25 protein-coding genes and 1 pseudogene are annotated in these 25198 nt (G+C 34.1%); 18 read left to right on the forward strand and 8 right to left on the reverse strand.

The features are described 5' to 3' along the window. The first annotated feature begins 1 nt into the window (after position 1). The 5 genes from IHV09_RS11370 (at position 2) to qoxD (ending at position 4541) form a co-directional block, all read left to right on the forward strand. The gene (locus IHV09_RS11370; protein ID WP_197129755.1) at positions 2 to 409 is read left to right on the forward strand and encodes a disulfide oxidoreductase; all 408 of its coding nucleotides are present in this window, start codon (positions 2 to 4) and stop codon (positions 407 to 409) included. Between the two features lie 251 nt (positions 410 to 660). Then, positions 661 to 1527: a cytochrome aa3 quinol oxidase subunit II gene (gene qoxA, locus IHV09_RS11375; protein ID WP_197129759.1), complete on the forward strand. Its 867-nt coding sequence runs from the start codon at positions 661 to 663 to the stop codon at positions 1525 to 1527. Between the two features lie 59 nt (positions 1528 to 1586). Further along, the gene (gene qoxB / locus IHV09_RS11380; RefSeq protein ID WP_197129761.1) at positions 1587 to 3527 is read left to right on the forward strand and encodes a cytochrome aa3 quinol oxidase subunit I; all 1941 of its coding nucleotides are present in this window, start codon (positions 1587 to 1589) and stop codon (positions 3525 to 3527) included. Between the two features lie 14 nt (positions 3528 to 3541). Beyond that, a complete protein-coding gene (qoxC, locus tag IHV09_RS11385) occupies positions 3542 to 4162 on the forward strand; it encodes a cytochrome aa3 quinol oxidase subunit III (RefSeq protein WP_197129764.1) in 621 nt (206 codons plus the stop codon). Then, positions 4155 to 4541, forward strand: coding sequence for a cytochrome aa3 quinol oxidase subunit IV (qoxD, locus tag IHV09_RS11390; protein WP_197129766.1), 387 nt, complete (start codon positions 4155 to 4157; stop codon positions 4539 to 4541). The genes qoxC and qoxD overlap by 8 nt, the downstream gene beginning before the upstream one ends. 141 nt (positions 4542 to 4682) lie before the next feature. Here qoxD and IHV09_RS11395 read toward each other — a convergent pair whose 3' ends face one another. Next, the gene (locus IHV09_RS11395) at positions 4683 to 4991 is read right to left on the reverse strand and encodes a hypothetical protein (RefSeq protein WP_197129768.1); all 309 of its coding nucleotides are present in this window, start codon (positions 4989 to 4991) and stop codon (positions 4683 to 4685) included. Positions 4992 to 5270: 279 nt separating this feature from the next. On the opposite strand from IHV09_RS11395, the pseudogene IHV09_RS22400 reads away from it, so the two are divergent. Further along, positions 5271 to 5689, forward strand: a pseudogene (locus IHV09_RS22400) (recombinase family protein); the annotation flags it as partial. Between the two features lie 203 nt (positions 5690 to 5892). Here the strand turns inward: IHV09_RS22400 and IHV09_RS11400 are convergent. Then, on the reverse strand, positions 5893 to 7353 hold the full coding sequence (locus IHV09_RS11400; RefSeq protein ID WP_197129770.1) for a multicopper oxidase domain-containing protein: 1461 nt from the start codon (positions 7351 to 7353) through the stop codon (positions 5893 to 5895). Positions 7354 to 7664: 311 nt separating this feature from the next. Further along, a complete protein-coding gene (locus IHV09_RS11405) occupies positions 7665 to 8036 on the reverse strand; it encodes a hypothetical protein (RefSeq protein WP_197129772.1) in 372 nt (123 codons plus the stop codon). A gap of 511 nt (positions 8037 to 8547) precedes the next feature. Here IHV09_RS11405 and IHV09_RS11410 point away from each other — a divergent pair. After that, on the forward strand, positions 8548 to 8772 hold the full coding sequence (locus IHV09_RS11410) for a spore germination protein (protein WP_197129774.1): 225 nt from the start codon (positions 8548 to 8550) through the stop codon (positions 8770 to 8772). Between the two features lie 542 nt (positions 8773 to 9314). Here IHV09_RS11410 and spoIIP read toward each other — a convergent pair. Together spoIIP and IHV09_RS11420 are read right to left on the reverse strand one after the other, a co-directional pair. Beyond that, on the reverse strand, positions 9315 to 10277 hold the full coding sequence (gene spoIIP / locus IHV09_RS11415) for a stage II sporulation protein P (RefSeq protein ID WP_197130029.1): 963 nt from the start codon (positions 10275 to 10277) through the stop codon (positions 9315 to 9317). 650 nt (positions 10278 to 10927) lie between these two features. Then, positions 10928 to 11596, reverse strand: coding sequence for an NlpC/P60 family protein (locus IHV09_RS11420; RefSeq protein WP_197129776.1), 669 nt, complete (start codon positions 11594 to 11596; stop codon positions 10928 to 10930). Positions 11597 to 12264: 668 nt separating this feature from the next. Between IHV09_RS11420 and IHV09_RS11425 the strand changes: the two genes are divergently transcribed. Continuing rightward, positions 12265 to 12852, forward strand: a complete 588-nt coding sequence (locus tag IHV09_RS11425; RefSeq protein WP_197129779.1) for a DUF1405 domain-containing protein — start codon at positions 12265 to 12267, stop codon at positions 12850 to 12852. Positions 12853 to 12947: 95 nt separating this feature from the next. Here IHV09_RS11425 and IHV09_RS11430 read toward each other — a convergent pair whose 3' ends face one another. Further along, the gene (locus tag IHV09_RS11430; protein WP_312035282.1) at positions 12948 to 13274 is read right to left on the reverse strand and encodes a TlpA disulfide reductase family protein; all 327 of its coding nucleotides are present in this window, start codon (positions 13272 to 13274) and stop codon (positions 12948 to 12950) included. Next, on the reverse strand, positions 13267 to 13539 hold the full coding sequence (locus IHV09_RS11435) for a peroxiredoxin family protein (protein ID WP_197129785.1): 273 nt from the start codon (positions 13537 to 13539) through the stop codon (positions 13267 to 13269). Before IHV09_RS11435 ends, IHV09_RS11430 begins: the two co-directional genes overlap by 8 nt. Positions 13540 to 13774: 235 nt before the next feature. Here IHV09_RS11435 and IHV09_RS11440 point away from each other — a divergent pair, with 235 nt between their 5' ends. The 5 genes from IHV09_RS11440 (at position 13775) to IHV09_RS11460 (ending at position 17842) form a co-directional block, all read left to right on the forward strand. Continuing rightward, positions 13775 to 13927: a Vmc-like lipoprotein signal peptide domain-containing protein gene (locus IHV09_RS11440; RefSeq protein ID WP_197129787.1), complete on the forward strand. Its 153-nt coding sequence runs from the start codon at positions 13775 to 13777 to the stop codon at positions 13925 to 13927. A 367-nt stretch (positions 13928 to 14294) separates the two neighbouring features. Next, positions 14295 to 15557: a murein hydrolase activator EnvC family protein gene (locus IHV09_RS11445; RefSeq protein ID WP_197129790.1), complete on the forward strand. Its 1263-nt coding sequence runs from the start codon at positions 14295 to 14297 to the stop codon at positions 15555 to 15557. Between the two features lie 27 nt (positions 15558 to 15584). After that, positions 15585 to 16139, forward strand: a complete 555-nt coding sequence (locus tag IHV09_RS11450) for a TVP38/TMEM64 family protein (protein WP_197129793.1) — start codon at positions 15585 to 15587, stop codon at positions 16137 to 16139. Positions 16140 to 16223: 84 nt separating this feature from the next. Continuing rightward, the gene (locus IHV09_RS11455; protein WP_231607361.1) at positions 16224 to 16943 is read left to right on the forward strand and encodes a flagellar motor protein MotB; all 720 of its coding nucleotides are present in this window, start codon (positions 16224 to 16226) and stop codon (positions 16941 to 16943) included. A 149-nt stretch (positions 16944 to 17092) separates the two neighbouring features. Further along, the gene (locus tag IHV09_RS11460) at positions 17093 to 17842 is read left to right on the forward strand and encodes a YwmB family TATA-box binding protein (RefSeq protein WP_197129799.1); all 750 of its coding nucleotides are present in this window, start codon (positions 17093 to 17095) and stop codon (positions 17840 to 17842) included. A gap of 40 nt (positions 17843 to 17882) precedes the next feature. Here IHV09_RS11460 and lgt read toward each other — a convergent pair whose 3' ends face one another. Further along, complete coding sequence (lgt, locus tag IHV09_RS11465; protein WP_312035283.1) at positions 17883 to 18683, reverse strand: prolipoprotein diacylglyceryl transferase; 801 nt, start codon at positions 18681 to 18683, stop codon at positions 17883 to 17885. Positions 18684 to 19212: 529 nt separating this feature from the next. On the opposite strand from lgt, the gene IHV09_RS11470 reads away from it, so the two are divergent. The 5 genes from IHV09_RS11470 (at position 19213) to IHV09_RS11490 (ending at position 25049) form a co-directional block, all read left to right on the forward strand. Next, a complete protein-coding gene (locus IHV09_RS11470) occupies positions 19213 to 19779 on the forward strand; it encodes a YdhK family protein (protein WP_197129805.1) in 567 nt (188 codons plus the stop codon). Between the two features lie 256 nt (positions 19780 to 20035). After that, on the forward strand, positions 20036 to 20764 hold the full coding sequence (locus IHV09_RS11475; protein ID WP_197129808.1) for a sulfite exporter TauE/SafE family protein: 729 nt from the start codon (positions 20036 to 20038) through the stop codon (positions 20762 to 20764). 11 nt (positions 20765 to 20775) lie between these two features. Continuing rightward, positions 20776 to 22140, forward strand: a complete 1365-nt coding sequence (locus IHV09_RS11480; RefSeq protein WP_197129811.1) for a HAMP domain-containing sensor histidine kinase — start codon at positions 20776 to 20778, stop codon at positions 22138 to 22140. 2 nt (positions 22141 to 22142) lie between these two features. Beyond that, positions 22143 to 22820 carry a response regulator transcription factor gene (locus IHV09_RS11485; RefSeq protein ID WP_197129812.1) on the forward strand — a complete coding sequence of 226 codons (678 nt, stop codon included), beginning with the start codon at positions 22143 to 22145 and terminating at the stop codon, positions 22818 to 22820. Positions 22821 to 23009: 189 nt separating this feature from the next. After that, positions 23010 to 25049, forward strand: a complete 2040-nt coding sequence (locus tag IHV09_RS11490; RefSeq protein WP_231607362.1) for a copper-translocating P-type ATPase — start codon at positions 23010 to 23012, stop codon at positions 25047 to 25049. Positions 25050 to 25198 lie beyond the last annotated feature (149 nt).

Below are 25198 nucleotides of genomic sequence, written 5' to 3' on the forward strand. Positions count from 1 at the left end.
TATGAAGCTACGTGAATCAACGCTGTATCTATCATGGGTAATATCCATATTCGCCACGTTTGGAAGTCTCTATTTTAGTGAAGTTAGGGAATTCGTTCCATGCGATTTGTGTTGGTATCAAAGGATCATGATGTATCCTTTGACCATTATTTTAGGAATTGCAGCATATCAAAATAATAAATCTATAAAGCACTACGTTCTGCCGTTATCGATTTTAGGGGGATGCATTTCTCTTTTCCATTATTTAGAACAGAAAGTGCCGGGTTTTGCTGCGATCAAACCATGCAAAAACGGAGTTCCTTGTAGTACTGAATATATTAATTGGTTCGGCTTTGTAACTATTCCATTCTTGGCATTAACCGCGTTTAGTTTAATAACTTTGCTTTTACTGTTAACGAAAAATAAATAATGGTGTATTAAAATAAAACCTATCCAAAAAAACGGATAGGTTTTTTTCTTTTTGAAGGTCAAGTACTTGTTGGGAAATCGGAAGAAAAACCCAAGTTTGTGAACAATGTTTGCACAGAGTATGTGGTTTTAGTGAATGTGGTGAAATTCCTATGACACATACGTAAATTTTAATACAAAAGGTATTTGTTCTGCTAAATTGATAGTGTTATAAAACATATTTCGAATTACAGCAGAAAGAAGGTGGCCTTAGTGTATAAGCGGTATAAACCGTTTGTTTTCTTGGGTATGTTATTGACTGTTTTCTTATTGAGTGGATGCAGTGATTTGCTCGTACTTGATCCTAAAGGACCGGTAGCTCAACAGCAGAAAGACCTGATCATGTATTCAATCATATTTATGATAGGAATTATAATGGTCGTTTATGTGTTGTTTGGATTTATCGTATATAAGTATCGTGATCATAAGGGTCATAAGGGGTACGATCCTGAAAATAAAGGAAGTCACTTAATTGAAGCCATTTGTTTGATTATCCCGTTGATTATCGTTGTTGCGTTATCTATTCCAACGGTAAAAACTATTTATTCTTTAGAGGAAGCTCCAAAGGGAAGTGAGAATAAAAAGCCGTTGGTTATTCAAGCAACCTCGGTGGATTGGAAGTGGATTTTCACGTATCCAGAGCAAAATATAGAGACAGTAAACTATATCAATATTCCAGAAGACCGTCCTATACTATTCAAACTTACATCAGCTGATTCAATGAACTCGTTCTGGGTGCCTTCATTAGGTGGACAAAAGTATGCTATGGCTGGTATGCAGACTGAGCTCTATCTTCAAGCCGATGATCCAGGGGTTTTTGATGGCCGAAATTCAAACTTTAATGGTGAAGGTTTCACAGACCAAACATTTAAAGTAGCTGCTTTAACATCAGAGTCTTTTGATAAATGGGCGAAAGAAACCCAGCAAGAAGCACCAAAATTGACTAAGAAGCAGTACGATCAACTTATGCTTCAAGGTCATACGAAAGAAATGACTTTCTCATCTACCCATCTAAAGTGGGTTAAACATGAAAATGATGCAGATTACGCTATTAAAGTGCGTGAACGCTTAAGCAAGTAATATAGTAAGGCAAAGTCTAATGGGGTGAAACTGCCCCATTAGAAGAGGAGGCACTATCAATGAAATGGGATGAATTTTTTGTAACAGGTGATCCGCTCATTTATGGGGCGGATGTCTCGATTGCTATCACGATGTTAGGAATTGTTTTTTTTCTGACATACTTTAAAAAATGGAAGTGGTTATGGACCGAATGGCTAACTACCGTCGATCATAAAAAGATAGGTATCATGTATATCATCTCTGCTATCCTGATGCTATTCAGAGGGGGAGTTGATGCTCTTTTAATGAGAACGCAACTCGCAGTCCCTGAAATGGAGTTTCTCGATTCACAGAAATACAACGAGATATTTACAACACATGGCACGATTATGATTATATTTATGGCGATGCCGTTTTTAATTGGACTAATCAACGTGGTTGTTCCATTACAAATAGGTGCACGGGATGTAGCATATCCTTATCTGAATGCTGTTAGTTTCTGGACATTCTTTATTGGAGCGATGCTGTTTAATATCTCGTTTGTTATAGGCGGATCTCCATCTGCTGGGTGGACGAGCTATATGCCGCTTGCGAGTAATGAACTAAGTCCTGGGCCTGGTCAGAATTATTACCTCTTGGGGTTACAAATTTCTGGAATCGGTACTTTGTTAACAGGTATCAATTTTATGGTCACTATATTTAAGATGCGTGCACCAGGAATGACATTGTTCCGTATGCCAATGTTCACTTGGTCAGCACTCGTTACGATGGCTATCATCATTTTTGCTTTTCCGATCTTAACGGTTGCTTTAGCTTTAATGACTTTTGACCGCCTATTCGGAAGTCATTTCTTTACACTTCAAGGAGAAGGAATGGATATGCTTTGGGCTAATCTTTTCTGGCTCTGGGGTCATCCTGAGGTTTATATCGTTATACTACCAGCTTTCGGTATATTTTCAGAAATAATAGCTACGTTCTCTAAAAAAACACTCTTTGGCTATAAAGCAATGGTCTGGTCGATGGTTCTAATCGCGGCATATAGCTTCTTAGTTTGGGTCCATCACTTCTTTACGATGGGTTCTGGTGCGTTGGTTAATTCTTTCTTTTCAGTTACCACGATGCTTATTGGGGTACCGACTGGTGTGAAGATATTCAACTGGCTCTTTACGATGCGTAAAGGTCAGATAGAATTTTCAACGCCAATGCTCTGGTCACTCGGGTTCATCGTTAATTTTGTAATCGGTGGGGTAACTGGGGTCATGCTCGCCATGGCAGCAGCAAACTACCAATACCATAATACGTATTTCTTAGTCGCTCACTTCCATTATGTACTAATAGCAGGTACGGTCTTCGCTTGTTTTGCAGGACTTGTATATTGGTATCCAAAAATGTTCGGTCATAAACTAAACGAACGTATCGGTAAATGGGTATTTTGGTTATTTACCATAGGATTCAATATTTGTTTCTTCCCGCAATACTTCCTTGGATTAGACGGAATGCCTAGACGTATATATACGTACAGCGAAGAATCAGGTTGGGGGCCACTAAACATGATTTCAACAGTAGGCGGGTTCATGATGGGGATTGCGTTCTTAGTTCTTGTTTATAACATTTACTATAGTTTCCGCTATGAACCACGTGAAAAAACAGGAGATGCATGGAACGGGCGTACATTGGAGTGGTCGACACCTTCAGCGATGCCGCCATTCTATAATTTCGCTAAAATTCCAGTGGTCAAAGGATTAGATCATTTCTGGAATGAAAAACAGAACAAAGAGATCAAACCATTGACGACACAAGATCTTCAAAAGATCCATATGCCTAATAATTCCGGTGTACCATTCGTTATGGCCAGCTTCTTCTTTGTCTCAGGTTTTGGACTTGTCTTTGAATGGTATTGGATGGCGATCATAGGGTTGATCGGTGTATTGGCAACGCTAGTTATTCGTTCTTTCGATTACAATAATGGTTACTATGTTTCGGTTGAAGAAATAAAAGAAACCGAAAACATAACTAAATAAAGGGAGGCGTGGACATGGCACAATCAAAAGTAAGAGACCTCAACACGCCGATGGAATATCAATCAGAGACTGGAAGATTGAATATTTTAGGGTTTTGGTTGTTCCTTGGGGCCGAAATAGCCTTGTTCTCAACACTGTTTGCGACATATATGGTTTTGATGGACAGGACAGCAGATGGTCCTGCATTAGGAGAATTGTTTGAAGTAAAAGGATTGTTGATACAGACTTTCTTGTTATTAACCAGTAGTTTCACATGTGGACTAGCAATCCATGAAATGCGTCGCTACAATGTAAAAGGCTTATTCTTTTGGATGATTACAACCATCTTGCTTGGTCTTGGATTCCTTGGTTTCGAGATTTATGAATTCTTTGTCTACATTCATGAAGGAGCGAATATAGGCACAAGTGCAGCATGGTCAGCATTCTTCGTATTGGTCGGTACACACGGACTGCATGTAACCCTTGGTATTGGCTGGATTATATTGATTCTGATACAGGTTGCAAAAAGGGGCTTAACACCTCAAACAACCGCTAAAGTATTTATTTCAAGTCTATATTGGCACTTTCTTGATGTTGTTTGGATCTTTCTCTTCACAGCCGTTTATCTCATGGGGATGGTGATGCAACATGGCTAATCATGCAGCTGCTCAACATAAAGGTATTCCTTGGAAGCATGTGGTTGGTTTTGTATTGTCTATTGTGTTAACACTGTTTGCTATATGGTTCGCCCTAGAAACCGATTTATCAACGAATATAAAATTGCTTGTTATTTTTGGGCTTGCAATTATACAAGCAGCATTACAACTCTTAATGTTCATGCACTTAACGGAGAATTCTAGAACACAAGGTTTTTCGGGACGAATTCAAATCGGGAATATATTATTTGGATTTTTTGTTGCGATTGTTATTGTAGTAGGATCGGTATGGGTTCTATCCTCTGGTCATGCAGAAAAGAAACCGACTAATGGAGAACACGAGATGAAAATGGATTCTGGATCAATGAACCATGATTAATAAACCTATTTGATTTACGGGTTACAGTAACTTTCATTATTTTCACATGCAAAAAGAGGAGCCGTTTTAGTGTAACGGCTCCTCTTTTTATTTTCTTTTATTTTAAGAGTTACTAAAAAATTTTCTTATAACTAATTTAATTTAGTGGTTGTTACCAGTATGTTTCCACGAAGTAGGTTCTCCTGTGTTAGGACAACTAGGAAAAGTGTCTCCATGCGTTAAATCAACATGTTCTCCGTCCTTATCAATGTAATGTCCGGATTCTGTGACCTCATCACCAGTTTTATGGGTGTGATCGGCATGTCTCCAAGAAGTCGATTCATTTGTTTTAGGGCAAGGAGGAAAATGATCTCCTTTTTGCAATTCTTTTGTTTCGCCTTCTGCACAGATATATTTCCCTGTTTCTAAAACTTCTTCATTAGTTTTGTGCAAGTCTTGTGTCTGTTGCATTTTTTATTTACTTCCTTTCTTTTTTTACTTTATCAAAAATAATTTTCCCTAATCTATTTTGATTAAACATGTTCCATTATATTTTAAAGAAATTTGTAGAGTGGAAACGGAATAATACGATTCAAATATACACACATTTATGAACTGTAGAACTGTAGTGTTTTAGTAAATTAAAGTATTCATAAAACTACGTTAATAAAATATGGACTTTCATTTAATTAAGGAAAAATGTAACAGGACGGTGGTTCTGTTAAAATTTGAATGTTTGGATATATTTGAGTGAGTAGTAAAGACCAAAATGAAAATTTGAAATTGCTTTCTTTAAGCTATTGACATTAACGAACGTGATATATTTATCGATAAACAAAGTGGTTGGGATTTTCCTCGTGAACAATATCACCTTCAAAAACGAATACTGAGAGTTATGTACATTTATTATTTGAATCGTTTCGGAAGGAATAAAGTGAAATCTCAAATGAATGGAAGGAATGACATCACAATAAACATATAAGCCGAAATAGTGGTTCTCGATATACCCATGTTAGATACGACTAAATATAAAGATAGTCTTGGAGTTTTTTATTGCTGATTTAATTTTACAAATACTATCCCGGGTGGCACAAGAAGAACCGGAAAGAATTTGGAAACGGCAGCGTGGAGGTATTGATGCTGCGTTTCGATACGGGGTTTCATTTGGATTTTTAGTTCGTAATACCAACCATAAAGAAACTTCAGGTATACTTACGGGACTATTTCTTCAAGAATAATATCAGAACTAATCAGCATAATTCTCCATTTCCAATAACTAAATCCTGTAATACAAATATCGGGTAATAATGTAACGTGCAAAAACTATTCTAAGTCCATCGAATTATTTTTAACAAAAATAACCTTTATTGTCTTAATTTATGTCATCATCGACATAATAGTCAGGTGTATCAGTTTGTATATATGTTAACTGACCGCCAGGATAAATCCCTTTATTTGTGATTTTATAATCATCATGGTTATGCATAGGATAAAATTGCGGAAAAAATTTATCATTTAAATCAATAATTGGTTGCTGACAAATTTGAAGATAATTAATTAACTCTGGTGACTTGCATTTAACAGGTTCTGTAGGAATATTAAAAACTGACTTAGAATCGGCTTTATACAATTTTTTTAATTGAGAACAAAATGAGGGAAAGCCATCTTGCCCTCTAGTAATATAATTTAAATATTCAAATCGTTTATCATCTGCATTTAGTAGTAAATCATAAGTTTCTCCCGAACCTATGCTTACAGTGAAACCTTTATTTTTGATTTCATTATGGAATGATTCATCGAGTTGGAAGAGTGATGAAAGCTTTATAAATGGATCAAGATGGCTATCCTTTCCTATAATTGTGAAATGCCATCCGTGAATATGCCAGGGTACAACCTGGTATCCCATATTAATCATCCTGAGCAAAAATTTTTGATCAGTTTCCACGCGGACAAATGATTCATAATTGATTTGTACAAAATCAGATTCTGATTCATTATATAATAGAGATAAAGGATGAGGTAGTAAAGTATCGGGGAATGAACGTCCATTAATTAGCCAAAAGTCCGGTTTGTAATTGGCAGCATCAAAGAATATACCCTTATTTACATTATCGTGCCATACCGAATCTACATCAGATAATAACATAACATACTCTTTATCAAAGTATGTATGAATGTTGTTATAAGCAAAATTTCTATTTGAAGCTGACTTGGGAATTTGAGGTTGTGGTATCCCTTTAAAAAACCATACTCCATTACTATTTTGTTTAATACCTGCTTTAAATAAGCTTTCTTTTGATGGATAAACGATTAAGCCTCCATACATACCCATCTGAATGTGTTCAGATGCCTCTACATGGCAGTGATACATTAATGTTCCTGGAATTTCTGGTTGAAAAAAATAAGTCATATTTGGTGGAGGATTTTTATAATTAGTCCAGACAGGCACACCAAAAGATGTTTCAGGAAACCCATCCAACTGAGTAGGGACGTGAGCCCCGTGCATATGAATAGTATGATAGTCCATTAAATTAGGACGTTCTTTCATTCCTAAATTTATGAGTGTAATGTAGATGCGATCACCAACTTCTCCAAAAATTAGAGGAGAAGGAATTGTTGCATTACCCTTCATATCAAGGATATTTTTCCAATTTTTACGATTGGACCAATCAAGTTTAGGATTAATAATTTTGTCATTTACTTTAAAAAGACCTCCAATAAATCCAAGAATATAAACCTTTTTTCTTGATTTTGGAGAGGGACACAGAGTTTTATCAATAGGCAGATAAACAAATCCGTCCGTTGCAAATAAAACATAATGCCTTATAGACATTGAAATACCCCCAGTCATAAGAAAATCATGAATTTATCAATCTGAATAGGCTATTAATTATCTTATGCAAGAGTTTAATCTCAAATGAACATCAGCCTTTTTCATGGTACCTCTAAATCATTATCACATTTCTTACGCTAATCCATTTATATACGTATAAATGAATTTTCAATACCGTAGATGTTGCACAATAATAGCGGTGATTATGTGGGAATCTAGGTATGTAAGAGCATGTAGAAGGTTGCCAACAAGAAAGTGTTGTACGAGAGGGAAAGAAATTGCTGACACCTGAGCAGATAAATATGTTACTCTTATATCTCATTTTTGGGGGTGTCGCATAACTCAAGCACCTTGGTCATGATTGAGAGACACACGAGTTGGATTTCCTCGGTTATCCGTCCCGTCTCTATTGATACCTCCTCTCGCCTCTTTTGACTAAATCCCTTTTTCGTAACATCGGCTAGATGTTCAAATAACAGCAAGAGCTCTTCGTTTTCTCGTTTTACGATTTCAGGGGGAGTTATACTTTGAAGCAAGGAGATGATTTTGTTGAACTTTTTTAAAATTAAGAATAAAAATCGTTCGATTGTATGAATATCACTTGTTAATGTAATCTCTTCGCAATCATCAGTTATATATTTTCCGATTTCCTTTAACAGTTGGCCATATTCTTTGTATTCCATATATGTCCCCCTATACTTGATGTCATCATATATAGAAACCATACCGCATGGTTCTGTTCGAGCATTGTTCTTTTGAACATTTCTTTAGATTACAGATTCGTGACGCCATCAGAGATCATTAAATAAAATCAATTAATCGTTTAATTGGTCATCGATGACAGTTGTTTTTATTTCATTACTGAAGGTTGACGCAGTGGTTTCTGTCTGTTTTGGCGCGTGTAGTTCTTTACTTTTTGTTTTAGTTTTACTTTATGTTTAATTTTAATTATGGGTTACAATGTAAAAGGGTTGAGAAGATATCAAAACTCCCTTTATTTTTTTGAAATCAATCAAGAGAGATTATATAGAAAATCAATAAGCCGAAAGAATTTTTTAAGAGAAAAAATGAATAAAGCTTAAAAAATTTTGATAGGCTCATTAGTAAAAATAATAAATATTATTTTAGGTACTTAGATGGATGTTCATGTTTTTAAACAATACTGTTATTCATCAGTAAGAAAGGGGAAAAAATATGTCTTCACTCATTACAAAAGGAATTAGTATTAATCGTATAGCACCTAATTCAGTAGCTTCGTTTGGAGATGCATTCTCAATTTCACCAAACCATAGTTCTAAATTCCACGGAGGCTCTGGAAGTTTGAATGTTGGAAATAATAAAATGATCTTCAATGGACCAAGTTACACGGTTACAGTTGATAATGATAAAAATGATAGTAATAATTCAACCAATCTCTAAAAAACAAAATTCATTTTATTATCGGTTTTAAATAGGGCCGTTTTAGCAGTAAGCTGTATACCAAAAATCATTTTCTAAGGGATACTAGCTGCCTGTTTTTCTACCTTCTATTCACGGTCCCCTATTACATAACAATTCCACTTAGTATACCTCATATTTTTGGCTTGAAAAATATGTTGTTCGCATCTGTTTATGTAAATGAAAAGAATCAAGAATAGGTAAAGGTGGATGAATTATGGGAGGGAGATTAGTATCCCTCCTGCAGTAATGGTTCAGTTCCATTATTAAAGAGGAGATAAGTTCCCTCTCTCATTTAACAATTTTGCTGGCTTTTTGTCACTATTAAAATATAAATCTAGTGGAGATCAATAATTGAGCTAGCTTATCTGGACATAGATATGTTAGAGAAAGCTAGGGGGAATGTGACCTTTTAGAAACAGTAATTTTTTTGAGTGAATGTTTAAAGCCCCAATATACACCTCCTCTACAATCTTGTTGGCCTTTATCTAAAACAGGAGTAATTCGTAAAATGCCTCATAAATTTAATTAACAGTATTTACTTTTTCATTCTCCCAATACATTTCACTGAATACCTCAGCAAATGCCTCCGAAGTATTAATGAGTTCCTGAAGATTGTTATCAATTCCACCCATTTCAATCAACAATGATTTGTTTGAAAGGTCTTGATTGTATACACCGTTTCCTTCATTTTTATCTTTAATAATTACTCCACGACAAAGATCAGGGTATTTTTCGTTAATCTTATTGTGCATTGATTCAGCTAGAACAAGGTTTTTTTCGTAACCTGGATGTTCCTTTCCAACCACTAAGAACAACCGGCCATATTGCTTACCGTTAATTTCGATTGTTGTTACTTTTTTAGGTTGTGAATCTCTATGCATATCAATCAAGTATTGAATGCTTTTATTATTAGAAATTGCGTCAATAACATTTTCTCTCGCTGCAATATATGCTTTTCCAGTACCCCAGTTCTTAGATTTAAGTTTTTCACCAATGTTAGACGTATCATGGGATACACCAATTCCTCGTTCTTCAAGATCTCTTTTTAAAAGGTCACCAATTGCTATGATGTTAGTTTCAGGGTTGGAACTATTATATGTTCCATCTTTTGACAAAGACTTAAACGCTTCATAACTATGCGAGTGATAAATATGAACCACGGGTTTGCCATTAGTGTTTGGCGCTTTATGTTTTTCTTCATTCTCTTTTAAAATTTGTTTATTTTCATCTGTCGGCTCAGTCATTTTCATGATTTCTTCGATAGGAGGTGTTGATTCAATAGGTAATGTTGAAAAATTGGTTCCTTTACTCGCTAAATAGATTTCTGAATCATATATTGCTAAGCCAGGTAACTCATTTCCAAATAAACTACGTATATCCCCAGGCCGAATATTGGTAGCGAGTTGAACGAAGATAGAGGATAACTTAGGAGGTTCACTTTCTGCTGGTAAAGCTTTTGTAAAGTAACCGTTTTGTGAACCTATCGCATATACGAGTGCTTCACTACTAAAGTCTCTAAGCCATTAGTAAGAAGCGTAGAATCAAACCATTTACTTTTTACCGTTGAAAACATAATTACAAATAGAAAAGTTAGGCTTACCAACAAAACAGTGGCTTGTAGATATCTATTTTTTTTCATAAGAGTTTTCACTTTCCTCTAGTGAACATTGAACAATGTGAAAGCAGAACAATGTAATTCCAGCTATGAATACTCCTATTGTAAATACCCATGGGAATAAAAAAAAACTAATAATAGAAGAAAAAAAGATAAAAACTAACCATCGATGTAATTTTTTCATAACATTCACCTCAGCGTCTAGTTAGTAGATTATATACTAGAAACCGAAAAGTATTCTTATAATAATAGAGGATTTAGAGTCTAGAATATATTTATTGCATGTAAATATATTACAGTGGAGTAAGAAAGATAATTAATATGATTGATTGGTAGAAATATTAGTTCAAACGATAGGTGGGTGCTTCTGTCATTTAATACGATGACCGTAGCTATCTGTGGCAGTTTGAGGTCAAGAACATTTAGAGACAATTTGTTATGAATAATATAGAAAAAAGAGGCAGACTCAAAAGTTTTTACACTTTGAGTCTGCGCCATTTTTAATTAATTTTGAATTTGTTAATATTTTTTGGCTCCAAGATACCTTGTTGACCAATATGAGTTTTTCATGGAACTTATACTCACACCCTTTGATGAAGAACTATGGATGAATTCATTATTTCCAATATAAATTCCCGCATGAGATGCGCCTGGTTTATAAGTTTCAAAAAATACCATATCCCCTACCTGTGGCGTGTTCACTTTTGTCCCTTTTAAGAAAATTTCCGATACGGTGCGTGGAAGGTTAATTCCGGTAGCTTCCTGATATACATAATTCAGATATCCGCTACAGTCAAAACCCTTTGAGGAGGTACCTCCCCATACATAAGGAACTCCCATATATTTCTTAGCTGTATTAACCAACTTTGCTTTACTATAAGTTGGGGCATATACCGGCGATTTAATACCTAATGCTTTAAATGTATCGGACCCCACAATACCATCCGCTTTCAGTCCCTTAGCTTTTTGAAAACTGATGACTGCACTTTTAGTATATGAACCAAAATAATTGGTAGTTTGTCCTGAATATGTAAAATAACCTTTACTCTTTAGATGAGTTTGCAAATCCTTGACCTCAGAATGTGTCATTCCTGGTTTAAGTGTCTGATCACCTAAAGCTGCTTTACCGATTGATGGGTTTAATGTTAAGAATCCTGCAATTGTTGCTCCTATAACTAATCTTTTCACTTCTTAATTCCTCCTGTTGTCTCTTTTGCTCTCATTATTCTAGCAATCTTTTATATCAAAGGTATTATGGTTAGGTTAATTAATAATTACAAATTTGTGCAGAATTTGAGGATATTCGACATTATTTCCAATTTTAGTTTACGAGCTACTGGTGAATAATTACTTATTGAATAAAACATCTGTTTTTGTGGGCGGGGAGGATCATCCAGGGTAAGAGAAATATTTAAACCTCTAAATTTTAAATAGAGTGGATAGGTATTAAAAGAAAAAAGGAAGGTAATGGGATTAATAATTTAGATTTGACAAACAATGCGAAATCAATATTAATGGGGGTGTATTGATAAAACTCCTGAAGCTTTTGGGGAAGTTTTTAGTGAGTTTTATTGGAAAACTGAAATGTTAATCAACATATAAATTATATAAACAAAGTTAAAGAGGGCTGAAACCGAGGAGTTACAGCCCTCTTTAACTTTGTTTGATATGGAAAAAATCTAATCAAAGTAATAGCTTACGCTGATAGCGAGTATGAGCATCAAAATCACTCTTACAAAAAAGTGTTTTATTTCAGATGATTTTAGAGTGCATAGCTTCTTCACATTTGTAGCTTATTATAGACTAAGAGGTTTACCGGTACATCAACATGACTCTATATGAAGTGAGGGACTATTTTGAATCAAGTGTTTTATATTTTAAAAAGTAAAACGTTTCTTAGTTTATTGCTAACAATTAATATTTTAGGTACAATTTATGGTTATATTTGGTACGGGGTCCAGTTAACTGAAACACCATCCAAGTTTTTACTTTTTGTACCTGACAGTCCCACTGCTAGTTTATTCTTTGTTATCGTATTATTTGCATTTCTAGTAAATAAAAATCTGCCAATCTTTGAAGGACTAGCAATCGTTACTTTGTTTAAGTACGGAATTTGGGCTGTTTTTATGAACATACTTGTGTTTATTGTTAATGAATCTCTTAATATTGTTGGTATGATGTTAATCCTTTCTCATCTGGGTATGGCAATACAAGGATTGTTGTATGCCCCATTCTATAAGATTAAACCACTTCATTTAACAATTGTAGCAATTTGGACGTTGCACAACGATGTAATCGATTATGTGTTTTTTATGATGCCAAGATACAGTTTACTTAATCAATATACGCCTCAAATAGGTTATTTTACTTTTTGGCTAAGCATTGGATCTATTTTGCTCACCTATTATATATGCATATATAGAAAAGGCAAACGATCTATTTAAGAATTTAATTTAAAATCCACTATTCTTTGCACCTAGTATTTCTGTACATTTTAAGGATTCTATGAACGTTTTAAAATCTACGGTTTATGAAGGCTTTAATCCATGTCATTCATAAAATCTTGCATCATTTTGTATGACAGGGGTCCTATAAACGTATTCGTAATCACACCATTAGAGTCAATAAAGTAAGTGGTTGGTATACTGATAGGTCGATAGATACTTCCTACTTGTCCTTCTTGGTCTAACAGTATGTTAAATGTTATCCCTTCATTATTAATATAGTTTTGTACATTAGATACACTACTTTCACTTGTTATAAGATTAATTCCAATGATAACAATTTCCTTATTTTTACTGTCTTTGTGAAATCGTTCCATTTCAGGGATTTCCTCTCGACAGGGGACACCGAGTCGCCTAAAAATTTAGGAGAACCTTCTTCCCGCGGAAATCTGACAATTTTGTTTTCGAGCCATTTAAAGACATCAATTCAAATTCAGGAGCGATATTTCCTTTTGAAATTCGGGTTTTAAGCTCTTCTTCACCTTTGTTACGTTCCATTCTTTTTTTTACTTCACTTGTATTATTATTGTTTTGAACTTCCTCCTTGGCGTTAAGAATACCATTGTTAAACAATGTCCAAGCGATCATTCCAGCAAGGAGAATAGTGACAAAAATAGTTTTCTTCATTTTTACATTCCTCCGTTACTTATGATATTGCAACTTCTTTTAATTATAAAAACATATATGGAGATTTTTGGGAGAAAAGTTTGTTAAAGAAATTCTTGTTCAAGTAGTTGACTATGCATAAATTCTTCATATATTTGTTGTAAGTTTTTTTAGAAAGGGTTAATTATCGAAATAACCACTAACCTTTTTCAATCATATTTAAAAAGGTCTAACTCGTTATTAGGGAGGCGAATGTATGAAAAAATGGCTTAAGTCTTTATCAATTGTTGTTCTATTAATGAGCAGTGTCGGAATTATATCTGCATGTTCTAATGATAAAGAAAATGAAGAGAAGATGGATAAAGAAAATATGGATGGGATGGACCACGGAAATATGGACAAGGAATAACTGTTGTGAGTTCATTAAGCGCTTGAAATTATTCAGATACTGCAAAACAAGAACTAATCTATCTGATAAAATCATTTATGGAGATCTCTTACGATTTTTGGAAAATAATAATGGTTTATAATAAAAAGTTCAGGTGCTCCCTGGGCTTTTTCTTATGAAATGGATAAACAAAGCCTCTTGGATAATAATCCTATAAATATACTTGTTTCATTAATTTATAGAAGAAATCTTATTTGATTATAGATTTTGTAATAGAACTGAAATGTAAACAAAGCTTAAAATGCATATTTCCTGCAATTTTCTTTTTTATAGTATTTCTTGTCAAAGTAAATCGAAATATTGCATCTGAGGGTAAGGAGAATATAATTTGAAAAGGAAATTTGTTTCGTTAGCTGCAGTTCTAGCTGTAAATATAACTTTTGTCAGTATTTCAAGTAATGTAAGTACTGTACATGGAGAATCACTGGAAGAAATAAAAAAGAAGAGAGAACAGAATGGTGAAAAAGAAAAGAAAAAAAAATCAGAGCTGAATTCAGTCAAAAATGAACAAAATAAGGTCCAAGATGGAATTCAAGAGATAGACAACAAAATATATGAACTAGAACAAAATATTAAGGAAAAAAGCACTGAAAAAGAAGATATTATTCTTTCTATTGATAGTCTGAAAAAATCAATAGCTATCATTGAAAAACGTATCGAGACTAGAGACAAGCTTTTAAAAAATAGAGTAAGTGCAATGTATGAGGATGGTGGAGTCATCCAATATCTTGATGTACTGTTAGGTTCTAAGGATTTCGGTGATTTTCTAGATCGGATAATAGCTTTAAATTTAATTGCAGAACAAGATCGTGAAATTATTGAAGAACATAAACTTGATCAAAGGAACCTTAAGTTGGAAAAACAAAAAGTTGATTCAAAACTTTCACAACTCGAAGTAACGCTAACTGAAATGAAAACGTTAGAAGAGCAATTAAGTGCCCAGCGAGATGAAAAAAATAGAATCCTAGCGGAATTGAAAATTGAGGAGGGGAAAATTAATAATTATCTAATAGAGCTTGATGAAAAGAATAAACTTTTAGCAAACCAAGAATCAGCAATTAAAGCTGAAATGGAACGCGCTAGAAAAGCAGAATTAGAACGTAAGAAAAAAGAAATGGAGAAAAGCAAAAGAGTTCAAAGTGCATCATCATCACCAGTTCAAGCAGAAACATCAGATGAAAGAGAGGGCAAGACAGGCATGTTTCTTTTTCCTACAGAAGGGACTCTAACATCTACGATGGGTCCAAGATGGGGGAAAGAGCACGCAGGCATTGATATTGCAAAAGCCGGTACAGTACCTATTGTAGCTGCTGAATCTGGTACAGTTCTTCGGTCGTATTATTCAAGCAGTTACGGTAATGTTGTTTTTATATCGCATTATATAAATGGGCAGTTATATACAACCGTATATGCTCATATGAATAGTAGAAGTGTACAGGATGGTCAAACAGTAAGCAGAGGTCAATTGGTCGGGTATCAAGGAAATACTGGTAATTCATTTGGTCAGCATCTACATTTTGAGCTTCACAAAGGTCCTTGGAACTCAGGCAAGACAAACGCTATTAATCCTATGCCGCTTCTTAGCAGATAGTAAGAATTTTAATTCGGGTGAAAATATATGGATATCCAAGGTTTTATTCTCGACTTATATAGCAGTAATCCAATACTGACAGTAGCTATCAGTCTTTCATTAAATATTATTATTGCTGTTTTAGGGATCGTTCCTAGCGTGTTTTTAACCGGAGCGAACATCATCTTCTTTGGTTTTTGGGGAGGAACGTTTATCTCGTTTTTAGGCGAGATACTTGGTGCCCTGATTTCTTTTTGGTTATATAAAAAGGGATTAAATAAATTTAAGCTCACCAAAATTTCCATGTATTCATGGGTAAATACATTAAGAAAAGCGAAAGGGTTAGACGCCTTTTATTTAATCTTTTCTTTACGATTGATGCCCTTTATTCCGTCAGGTATTGTAACATTAGCTGCAGCATTTACTAACTCTTCTTTTCTAGTATTTTCTGCAGCTACCATTGTTGGGAAAGTCCCAGCCCTATTACTCGAAGCATTCTCCGTCTATCAAATCACGCAATTTACCTGGATAGGAAAGATCCTGTTGGTTTTAACTGCTATCTATTTGGGATACTTATTGTTCAAAAACACCAATTCAAAATAAGTCATAAGTCGTTTTCACGGCTTTTTTTTATGCAAAAAAAATCCATATCTAATATGTAAAATGTACTTAAAGAGGGGGAGGGTTATGAGACAAAGAAAACAAGAGAATGAAGAAAAAGTAGATGAGTCTTGGCTCATACCGTATGCGGACATGTTAACTTTGTTATTGGCATTATTTATTGTACTTTTTGCCTCTAGTAGTATTGATGCAAAAAAATTTAATGCCATGATGATATCCTTAAGTACAAGTTTTGGTAATAAAGGGGTACTAAATGAGACTAAAAGTTACCAGACTACAAGTATGCTAACCGAAGAGCAAAAATCGATAATAGAATACGAGAAAAATGAACTTGAAAAATTACATATAAAAATAGAGAATTATATAAACGAAAACGGATTTCAGAAGATTGTTCAAACGAAGTTAAGTGATGATGGCCTTTATATTGTTATTGTTAATGATATCCTTTTTGATTCTGGGAGAGGTCAACTCAAAATGGAGGCAAAAAAAATAATCTACCAATTAACCCCTTTATTAATAACCCACCCGGCAAGAGATATAATCATCGGCGGTCATACCGATAATGTACCGATACATAATAACGATTTTCGTTCCAATTGGGAATTAAGCATGCAGCGGTCTCTTCATGTTCTAGATGTTGTGCTCTCTAACAAAGATCTAGATCCTGCTCGTTTTAGTATAAAAGCTTATGGGGAACATAAACCTTTGGAATCTAACTCAACCTCTGAAGGGAGAGCTAAGAACAGAAGGGTCGAATTTTTAATCTTACCTTTGCAAAAAGAGTAGAGGTTTATTTGAAATAAAATATACACACAATCCGTTTTCCATTTGGGAAACGGATTTATTTATGGGGAAATTCTAATGCTCTAAATAAGTATGGACGGTATAAAACTAGCATAAATGGGGATGCTAGTTTAGTAGGGAGGGATACATTAATGAAAAAGGCATTTGTTATTATACTTACAATCTTTCTCATACTTATAGATAGTCCGATTGGTTTTAGTGATAAACAGCCAACGGACTCAATAGTCGTAAAAAATTTAATGGACAATGAATCTATACAACAAGAAAAATTATTTCTCACATATGGAACAACCATTTCTGAAAAGCAAACGTTGAATGATTTTCAAAGAATGGTAAATAAACTAAACCAGATATTCTCAGTCCAATTAAAAGTTTACACAGATCACGATGATCATGGAATCATAGAATTTATAGGAACTCATAAAAAAAGTAAAAAGACAACACTGTCAATAAAATGGCTGGGACAGAAAGTTCAAACAAGTCCGAATTTGTACAAAACCTATTTATTGGTTAATATTACGAGTCAGGACTTAGGAACAAAGAACATGAAAAAACTTTACGATAACTTACGCAACAAGTTAATCACGTTAAAGTTAAATCCTAACATCAATACTACAGTTCAAGGAGCCATCGAGCGAAAATTAGTCCAGGATGAACAAATCAGTCTCATTAATAAGATGACAAAGAGACTGAAAGGAAAAATAACCGATAAGTACATAGACAAGTACTTCATCAGTTCCAACGGGTTCTCTCCAAAACTTAACCGGACCATTAAAATAAATAAGAACAAGATTAATTTTCAAATCTCAAGTTATTATCATACAGAAAGGAAACGTACAATTATCACCATTGGGAATCCGATTATTACTGGGGATTCGTGAATATAAAAAAGCAGGCCATATATTTGAGGCCTGCTAATTTTTAAGATACTGGAGAATTTTTCTTCGTTCTTCTATAAACAATTAAGAAGAAGGAAAGAACGATCAAAACGATCGATATGATCTGTGCCATCTTTAATGAGGAAGTTAACATAAGGCTGTCAGTCCTCATCCCTTCAATGGCAAACCTTCCTATGGAATACCAGATTATATAGCTTAGAAACACTTCGCCATTCTTAAGATTGAACTTTTTAAGGGTTATTAAGACAAAAAAACCAATCATGTTCCATACCGACTCATAAAGAAAAGTGGGCTGGTAATAAACACCGTCAATATACATCTGATTAATGATAAAATCCGGAAGCCATAGATTTTCCAGGAACGACCTTGATACCGGTCCTCCATGGGCTTCTTGGTTAATAAAGTTCCCCCATCGTCCAATCGCTTGTCCTAAGATGATACTTGGAGCTGCGATGTCTGCAATAGTCCAAAAGGATAGTTCTCTTCTTTTTGTAAAAATGTATGCTGTTAAAAAGGCACCTATGAGTGCTCCATGGATTGCGATTCCCCCATTCCAGATAGCAAATACATCGGCAATACTATCTTTATACTTCTGCCATTCAAAAATAACGTAGTATAATCGGGCTGTAAGTATTGAGACTGGTACGGCTATCATGACCAAATCAACAAACGTGTCTTTTGGGAGGCCACGTTTCTTGCTTTCTCTATTTGCAAGGAGAAATCCTAAAAATGCTCCTGAAGCTATGATTAACCCATACCAATAAATCTGAATTACTCCAAAATCAAGAGCCACCCGATCTATGGGTTGCATTGAAGATTCAATCAAGTTAAACACTCCTCTAATTTTCTATTAAAACCACTTTGATTAGATTATAAGAGAAAAATAAGGAGTTTTTTTGAAGATGAACCGTAATTATGACTTAATTGACTTATACTCATTTAATCAATAATTATCTTTATATATAAAAGATAAGTCCATATATCGGAATCATCTTCAGCTGCATTATTTAGCGGAAAGTCCTGAAATGAACTTGGTTTAGATCATAGTTATTAAAAGATAACCAAAACCAGCATGCGAGACTAAATTATCTCTTCGCTTTGTTTCTTTGATTATTTCTTTAAATACTCCTCAAAGGATACTCTAATCTCACAATCTATTAAAAACTTAATATTTAATGTTTGTTGCAAAGAGAATACACAAAAAGTTCTTATTTTATTAGTACACTTCTTATCAAAATAGATACCTTATACTTAAAAGTGTGAATGAAGTTTGAATGAAAAAATCGTCATGCATACTGTTGCAATTTAAAGGGTAATATAGTGTTTAAATAAAAAAGGAAGGAGAGTTTTTAATGAAATTTAAAAATTACTTTCTTGGAAGTTTACTACTGGTTTTCACACTTACTCTCGCTGCGTGTGGTAATAATGACCAAGATACAAATCAAAATGATGAGAAAATGGAAGAAGGAAAGGACCATGGGAATATGGACCATTCCGGATCGGGAGAAGTACCAAAAGGTTTAAAAGAAGCAAAAAATCCTAAATATGAAGTAGGAAGTAAAGCGATTATAAATGCAAATCATATGGAAGGGATGAAAGGGGCAGAGGCAACAATTGTAGGTGCTTATGATACATATGTTTATAAAGTAACATACACGCCAACTACAGGTGGGGAAAAAGTAACAGATCATAAATGGGTTATTCAAGAAGAGCTTCAGGATGCAAATGAGAAACCTTTAAAACCAGGTGCAAAAGTCGTGCTTAATGCAGACCACATGGAGGGCATGAAAGATGCTGAAGCTACTATAGACTCTGTAGTGAAAACCACAATTTATATGGTCGATTTTACCCCTACGACCGGTGGGGACAAAGTAACAAACCATCAATGGTTAACTGAAAGCGAGTTATCACCTGAGTAAGATTTTAATAGTGGGAGGAGTATCTACGATAGTAGGTACTCTTTTTTTACCTCTATTTAGAGGTGAACAATGGAAGCTTCTTTTCACATTAAACGAAAGCTCTTAACTTAGAAAATTATGCCTAACTTTAGTATTGCTTATCTTCTATTAATAAATAGGGAGTATGATTAGGTAGATGGATGATATTGAGCTCTGAATTTAATGCATAAATTCTTGATAATTTTAAGGTAATGTTAATAGGGAGAGGGGGAGAATTATGTATGATATTTTTAATTTGTTAAGTAGTTTTTTAAATGAACCCTTAACTACTCTCTTTTATAATAACCAAGGCATACCACTTTTGAGTGCTTTCTTTTTAGGGATTTTGGGGGCAGTAGCTCCTTGTCAATTAACTGGAAATATAAGTACCATGATGTATTATGGCAATAAGTCTCTAAGGGATTCAAAAATTTGGCCAGAGATCTCCGCTTACATATTCGGAAAAATTTTTGTTTATATTATGTTAGGACTACTGATATGGATATTTGGTCGTACTTTAGAAAATAGCTTAACTACAATATTCCCTATTGTCAGAAAATTGATTGGCCCGTTACTCATAATCATCGGATTTTACCTGATTGGTATCATAAAATTGAACTTGAGTATTATATTCAATTTCCACTCCTTTTTTTCAAAAAGAGGCATTATTAATTCATTTTTATTAGGAGTTGTACTGACACTCGGTTTTTGTCCAACAATGTTTCTACTCTTTTTTGGACTTTTAATGCCATTAGTACTTTCTACTTCCTATGGAATCATACTGCCGGGGATTTTCGCTTTAGGAACAGTCTTTCCATTTCTGCTATTAATCTTTTTAATCTTATACTTTAATTTATATGGAGTACTTTTGAAGAAAAGCAAGAAAATAGGCAATGTAATCCAGGTGACTTTTGGATGTTTGTTTACTGTTCTAGGTATTCTAGATATCTTTGTCTACTGGCTCTAATAGGAGGGACTATGAAGATTTCAATAAAACTTGGGTTAATTCTATTGGTTATCATGTTAATCATAGAGTTTTTACTTTTTTTAATCTTATATCAAGGCATTTTGACAAGTCGTATTCAAGAGGAAACACGAGACCTTGTCGCGCGTGGAAATAATCATAGAGATGTTTTAGAAAGAAAGTTTGATGATGTTACACTCCATCATGTTGGTCTAATGGAGTCCAAAGCGAAAACAAAAGTTGTAGTAATGGATTCGGATGATAACATTTTAGTTAGGTCAAGTGATATCGACACTAAGATGAAAGAGATACTGAATAAAAATATCACACCAAGCCATCATGGGTTTTTAGTACAGAATGACTGGAAGAAGAAAGCTTATTTTGCATCGGTTTCACCTATTGTAATTGATGGCAAGCACGTGGCATTCGTATATATGTTTTTAGATACAAAATTTATTCAACAGATGAATAACCATCTTATAGATGAGTTTGTTAAAATCAGTATCATTTCACTAATAATACTGATTATTGCAGTAAGCTTTTTATCTAAAACGATTACTAAACCCTTACTTAAAATGAAAGAAGCAACAAAAAAATTAAGTGATGGTTATCACAAAGTCACCTTAGATATAAACAGAAAAGATGAACTCGGTGAACTTGCCCTGCAGATTACTACTTTATCGGAGGACTTGAATCGATTACAAAGAGATCGAATTGAATTCTTAGCTAATATATCACATGAACTACGTACACCCCTTACCTACATCACTGGTTATACTAAAATCCTGCAGCGTCCAAATATCCAAGTAGAAGAGAAGGCAAAATATTTAACCATCATAAATGAAGAATCAAATAATCTGACCAAACTTATTGAGGATTTGTTCGAACTTGCAAAGATGGACCAAACTAGGTTTGTGATTCATAAGGAAAAAGTGTCGGTCTCCCAACTGGTTCAAAAAGTTCTTAATAATATAAAACCAGTTTTTTCTTCAAAAAAGATCGAATTGGTTTATTTCTCGGACGGGGATTATATTTTAGAGATTGATGAGAAAAGGATATATCAGGTTCTAATCAACCTCTTGGATAATGCAATGAAATACTCATCAGAAAATACGACGGTCAATATCAGTGTCACAGGACACAAGGAGTTTATCGAAATTCAGATTAAAGATGAGGGTGAAGGGATTCCGGAAAATGAATTGCCATTGATTTGGGATCGTTTATACAGAGTCGAAAAGTCCCGGTCTAGAGAAAAAGGAGGTTCCGGTTTAGGATTAGCTATTGTGAAAGAGATTATAGAACAGCATGATGGAAAGATTACTGCCACGAGTCAAATCGGGAAAGGAACAACCATCTCAGTATTTTTAAAAAGGAGTTAAAAATGAAAAAAATATTAATAGTAGACGATGAACAAAGAATGGTAGATTTGATCTCATTATATTTAAAACCATATAATTTTGAAATAGTAAAATCTTATTCAGGAAATCAAGCGATTGAAATTATAAAAAAAGAGAAAATTCATTTAGTTCTATTAGATGTTATGATGCCAGATATAGATGGCTGGGAAACAATTAAGCTGATTCGAGAATGGCTGCAAGTACCTATTATCATGTTGACTGCAAGGAACGAAAAGATGGACATTGTAAAGGGGTTAAGACTTGGAGCGGATGATTATATTACGAAACCATTTGATGAAGAGGTATTATTAGCTAGGATTGAAGCAGTCTTAAGAAGGTCGCAGCAAGAAAATGAAGAGGATTATGGAATTGAAGGATTGATTATTGAAAAGAAAAGGCACTATATTTCTTATAATAATCAATCGATAATTCTTACTCCAAAGGAGTTCGAAATGATTTACTTATTAATCAAATTTCCTCGGCGTGTCTTTAATAGGGAGCAGTTGATAGAGATTATATGGGGTATGGAATCTGAAACTGAAGGTAGAACTATAGACTCTCATGTTAGAAATATTAGAGAAAAGTTCAGAAAAGCAGGATTTCCAATTGACAACTATTTTAAAACAGTATGGGGTTTAGGATACAAATGGGAAAATAATTAGAACAACAATCTGAAAATGTAGTGAATGTGATGGATGATATGATTCATGATGTGTAGAACAAAAATGACAATAAAGATAATAATTAATATAAAAATCGGAAAAATAGTAATTGTAAAAGCTAAATTATAGTTTTAAGCCCAATGTGTTTATTGCATTGGGTTTAAATTTATAAATGAAGGGATGTAAAAAATGAATCACCATCACATGAATGAACATCATACTGAAGAAAATAAGCAACAACATAATCATTCGTTAGGAAATCATACTAATCAAGAGGATCATAACGGACACCATGACCATATGATTGATGATTTTAAGAAAAGGTTCTATATTTCATTATTATTAACTATACCCATTTTAATTCTTTCACCGATGATTCAGATGTTTTTTGGTTTTAACATAACTTTTCCAAGTTCGATGTTAGTCCTGTTTACATTGTCAACAGTAGTATTTTTTTATGGTGGATGGCCATTTATATCAGGATTGATTGATGAAATAAAACAAAAGAATCCAGGTATGATGACATTGATTGGGCTTGCTATCATATCAGCCTATATCTACAGCACTCTTACCGTTTTTGGATATGAAGGGGAAAACTTTTTTTGGGAATTAGCGACATTAGTGGATATTATGCTTCTAGGTCACTGGATAGAAATGAAATCAATTATGAAGGCATCCAACTCACTGGAAGCACTAATTAAGTTAATGCCTCAAGAAGCCCATCTAATACAAGAAAACGGTGATGTAATGGATGTATCTGTTTCAGAATTAAAGAAACATGACAAAATCCTTATTAAACCTGGAGAAAAGGTGCCTGCCGATGGTGTAGTCATTAAAGGCGTTTCAAATGTTAATGAATCCATGTTAACCGGCGAATCAGTACCTGTGGAAAAAGAGAAGGATCACAACATAATTGCTGGTTCCATTAATGGTGAAGGGTCTTTAACGATATTAATAAAGAATATTGGTGAAGAAACCTATTTATCCCAAGTCATTAAACTGGTTCAAGATGCCCAAGCAACAAAATCGAAAACTCAAGCATTATCTGATCGGGCAGCAAAATGGTTGTTTTATATAGCTCTGTGTGCAAGCTTAACGACTTTAATAATATGGTTGCTCTTAGGTTATGATTTCTACATAGCACTTGAACGTATGGTTACTGTTTTAGTTATTTCATGTCCGCATGCTTTAGGGTTAGCGGTTCCATTAGTAATTGCAAGGTCTACAACCTTATCTGCTAAAAATGGTCTTCTAATTAGAAACCGTACAAGTTTTGAAGACGCTCGAAACTTAGATTCTATTGTGTTTGATAAAACAGGAACTTTAACAAAAGGGGAATTTGGAGTTACAGATATAATAACTGAGGCTAATAAAGATGAAAATGATTTATTGCAACTAGCAGCATCAATAGAATCTCAATCAGAACATCCTATTGCGAAGGGTATTGTAGAAGAGGCGAATAAAAGGAATATCAAACTGTTGGAAGTAGAAGAATTTAAATCAATAACAGGAAAAGGCTTACAAGGAATAATAAAAAGCAAGGCCGTGAAAGTTATGAGTCCGAGGTATGTAATCGAAGAGAGCATAGCTTTTGACTCAACAACTTATAAAAAACTATCGAACGAGGGCAAAACAGTTTCTTTTATTTTGATTAATGACGAATTATACGGAATGATTGCGCTAGCTGATCAAGTTAAAGATACTGCCTATAGGGCGATTGAGAAACTTAAAGAAAAAAATATTCGAACTATAATGTTAACTGGAGACAATCAACAAGTTGCGAATTGGGTCGGAAAAAAGTTGAAATTAGACGAGATATTTTCAGAAGTACTTCCTCATCAAAAGGCCGATCAAATTAAGAAGATTAAATCGAGCGGTCAAAAAGTTGCAATGACCGGTGATGGTGTAAATGATGCCCCAGCCCTTGCTAGTGCAGACTTAGGCATAGCGATAGGGGCTGGGACAGATGTTGCTATGGAGACAGCTGATATTATTTTAGCAAGAAGTAATCCAGAAGATGTCGTTTCAATAATTGATCTTTCAAGAGCTACATATAAAAAGATGTTACAAAATTTATGGTGGGCCGCTGGTTATAATATTTTTGCCTTACCTCTCGCAGCCGGAATTCTTTATCCCTATGGAATTTTATTAGATCCAGCAGTGGGAGCAGTATTAATGTCATTAAGTACAATTATCGTAGCCATCAATGCACAATTGTTAAAAATTTAATCTATATTTTATTGAAGGAACTATCATATCAAAAGGTAGTTCTTTTTTGATTTGAACTAGAATGTGGTACTACTTCATAATTTATGCATATTTTTTTGTTATAACAAATTTACTTAAGTTATTAATATTTATTGATTAAGTTTCCATTA

It is taken from the genome of Fictibacillus sp. 23RED33, assembly GCF_015903925.1.
GTDB classification, from domain to species: Bacteria; Bacillota; Bacilli; order Bacillales; family Fictibacillaceae; genus Fictibacillus; species Fictibacillus phosphorivorans.

What these genes read in the sequence shown, in the direction of transcription:
- IHV09_RS11370 (WP_197129755.1), top strand. Translation starts at nt 2, where the DNA reads ATGAAGCTACGTGAATCAACGCTGTATCTATCATGGGTAATATCCATA.
- qoxB (WP_197129761.1), top strand. Translation starts at nt 1,587, where the DNA reads ATGAAATGGGATGAATTTTTTGTAACAGGTGATCCGCTCATTTATGGG.
- qoxC (WP_197129764.1), top strand. Translation starts at nt 3,542, where the DNA reads ATGGCACAATCAAAAGTAAGAGACCTCAACACGCCGATGGAATATCAA.
- qoxD (WP_197129766.1), top strand. Translation starts at nt 4,155, where the DNA reads ATGGCTAATCATGCAGCTGCTCAACATAAAGGTATTCCTTGGAAGCAT.
- IHV09_RS11395 (WP_197129768.1), bottom strand. Translation starts at nt 4,991, where the DNA reads ATGCAACAGACACAAGACTTGCACAAAACTAATGAAGAAGTTTTAGAA.
- IHV09_RS11400 (WP_197129770.1), bottom strand. Translation starts at nt 7,353, where the DNA reads ATGTCTATAAGGCATTATGTTTTATTTGCAACGGACGGATTTGTTTAT.
- IHV09_RS11405 (WP_197129772.1), bottom strand. Translation starts at nt 8,036, where the DNA reads ATGGAATACAAAGAATATGGCCAACTGTTAAAGGAAATCGGAAAATAT.
- IHV09_RS11410 (WP_197129774.1), top strand. Translation starts at nt 8,548, where the DNA reads ATGTCTTCACTCATTACAAAAGGAATTAGTATTAATCGTATAGCACCT.
- IHV09_RS11435 (WP_197129785.1), bottom strand. Translation starts at nt 13,539, where the DNA reads ATGAAGAAAACTATTTTTGTCACTATTCTCCTTGCTGGAATGATCGCT.
- IHV09_RS11440 (WP_197129787.1), top strand. Translation starts at nt 13,775, where the DNA reads ATGAAAAAATGGCTTAAGTCTTTATCAATTGTTGTTCTATTAATGAGC.
- IHV09_RS11450 (WP_197129793.1), top strand. Translation starts at nt 15,585, where the DNA reads ATGGATATCCAAGGTTTTATTCTCGACTTATATAGCAGTAATCCAATA.
- IHV09_RS11455 (WP_231607361.1), top strand. Translation starts at nt 16,224, where the DNA reads ATGAGACAAAGAAAACAAGAGAATGAAGAAAAAGTAGATGAGTCTTGG.
- IHV09_RS11460 (WP_197129799.1), top strand. Translation starts at nt 17,093, where the DNA reads ATGAAAAAGGCATTTGTTATTATACTTACAATCTTTCTCATACTTATA.
- IHV09_RS11470 (WP_197129805.1), top strand. Translation starts at nt 19,213, where the DNA reads ATGAAATTTAAAAATTACTTTCTTGGAAGTTTACTACTGGTTTTCACA.
- IHV09_RS11475 (WP_197129808.1), top strand. Translation starts at nt 20,036, where the DNA reads ATGTATGATATTTTTAATTTGTTAAGTAGTTTTTTAAATGAACCCTTA.
- IHV09_RS11480 (WP_197129811.1), top strand. Translation starts at nt 20,776, where the DNA reads ATGAAGATTTCAATAAAACTTGGGTTAATTCTATTGGTTATCATGTTA.
- IHV09_RS11485 (WP_197129812.1), top strand. Translation starts at nt 22,143, where the DNA reads ATGAAAAAAATATTAATAGTAGACGATGAACAAAGAATGGTAGATTTG.
- IHV09_RS11490 (WP_231607362.1), top strand. Translation starts at nt 23,010, where the DNA reads ATGAATCACCATCACATGAATGAACATCATACTGAAGAAAATAAGCAA.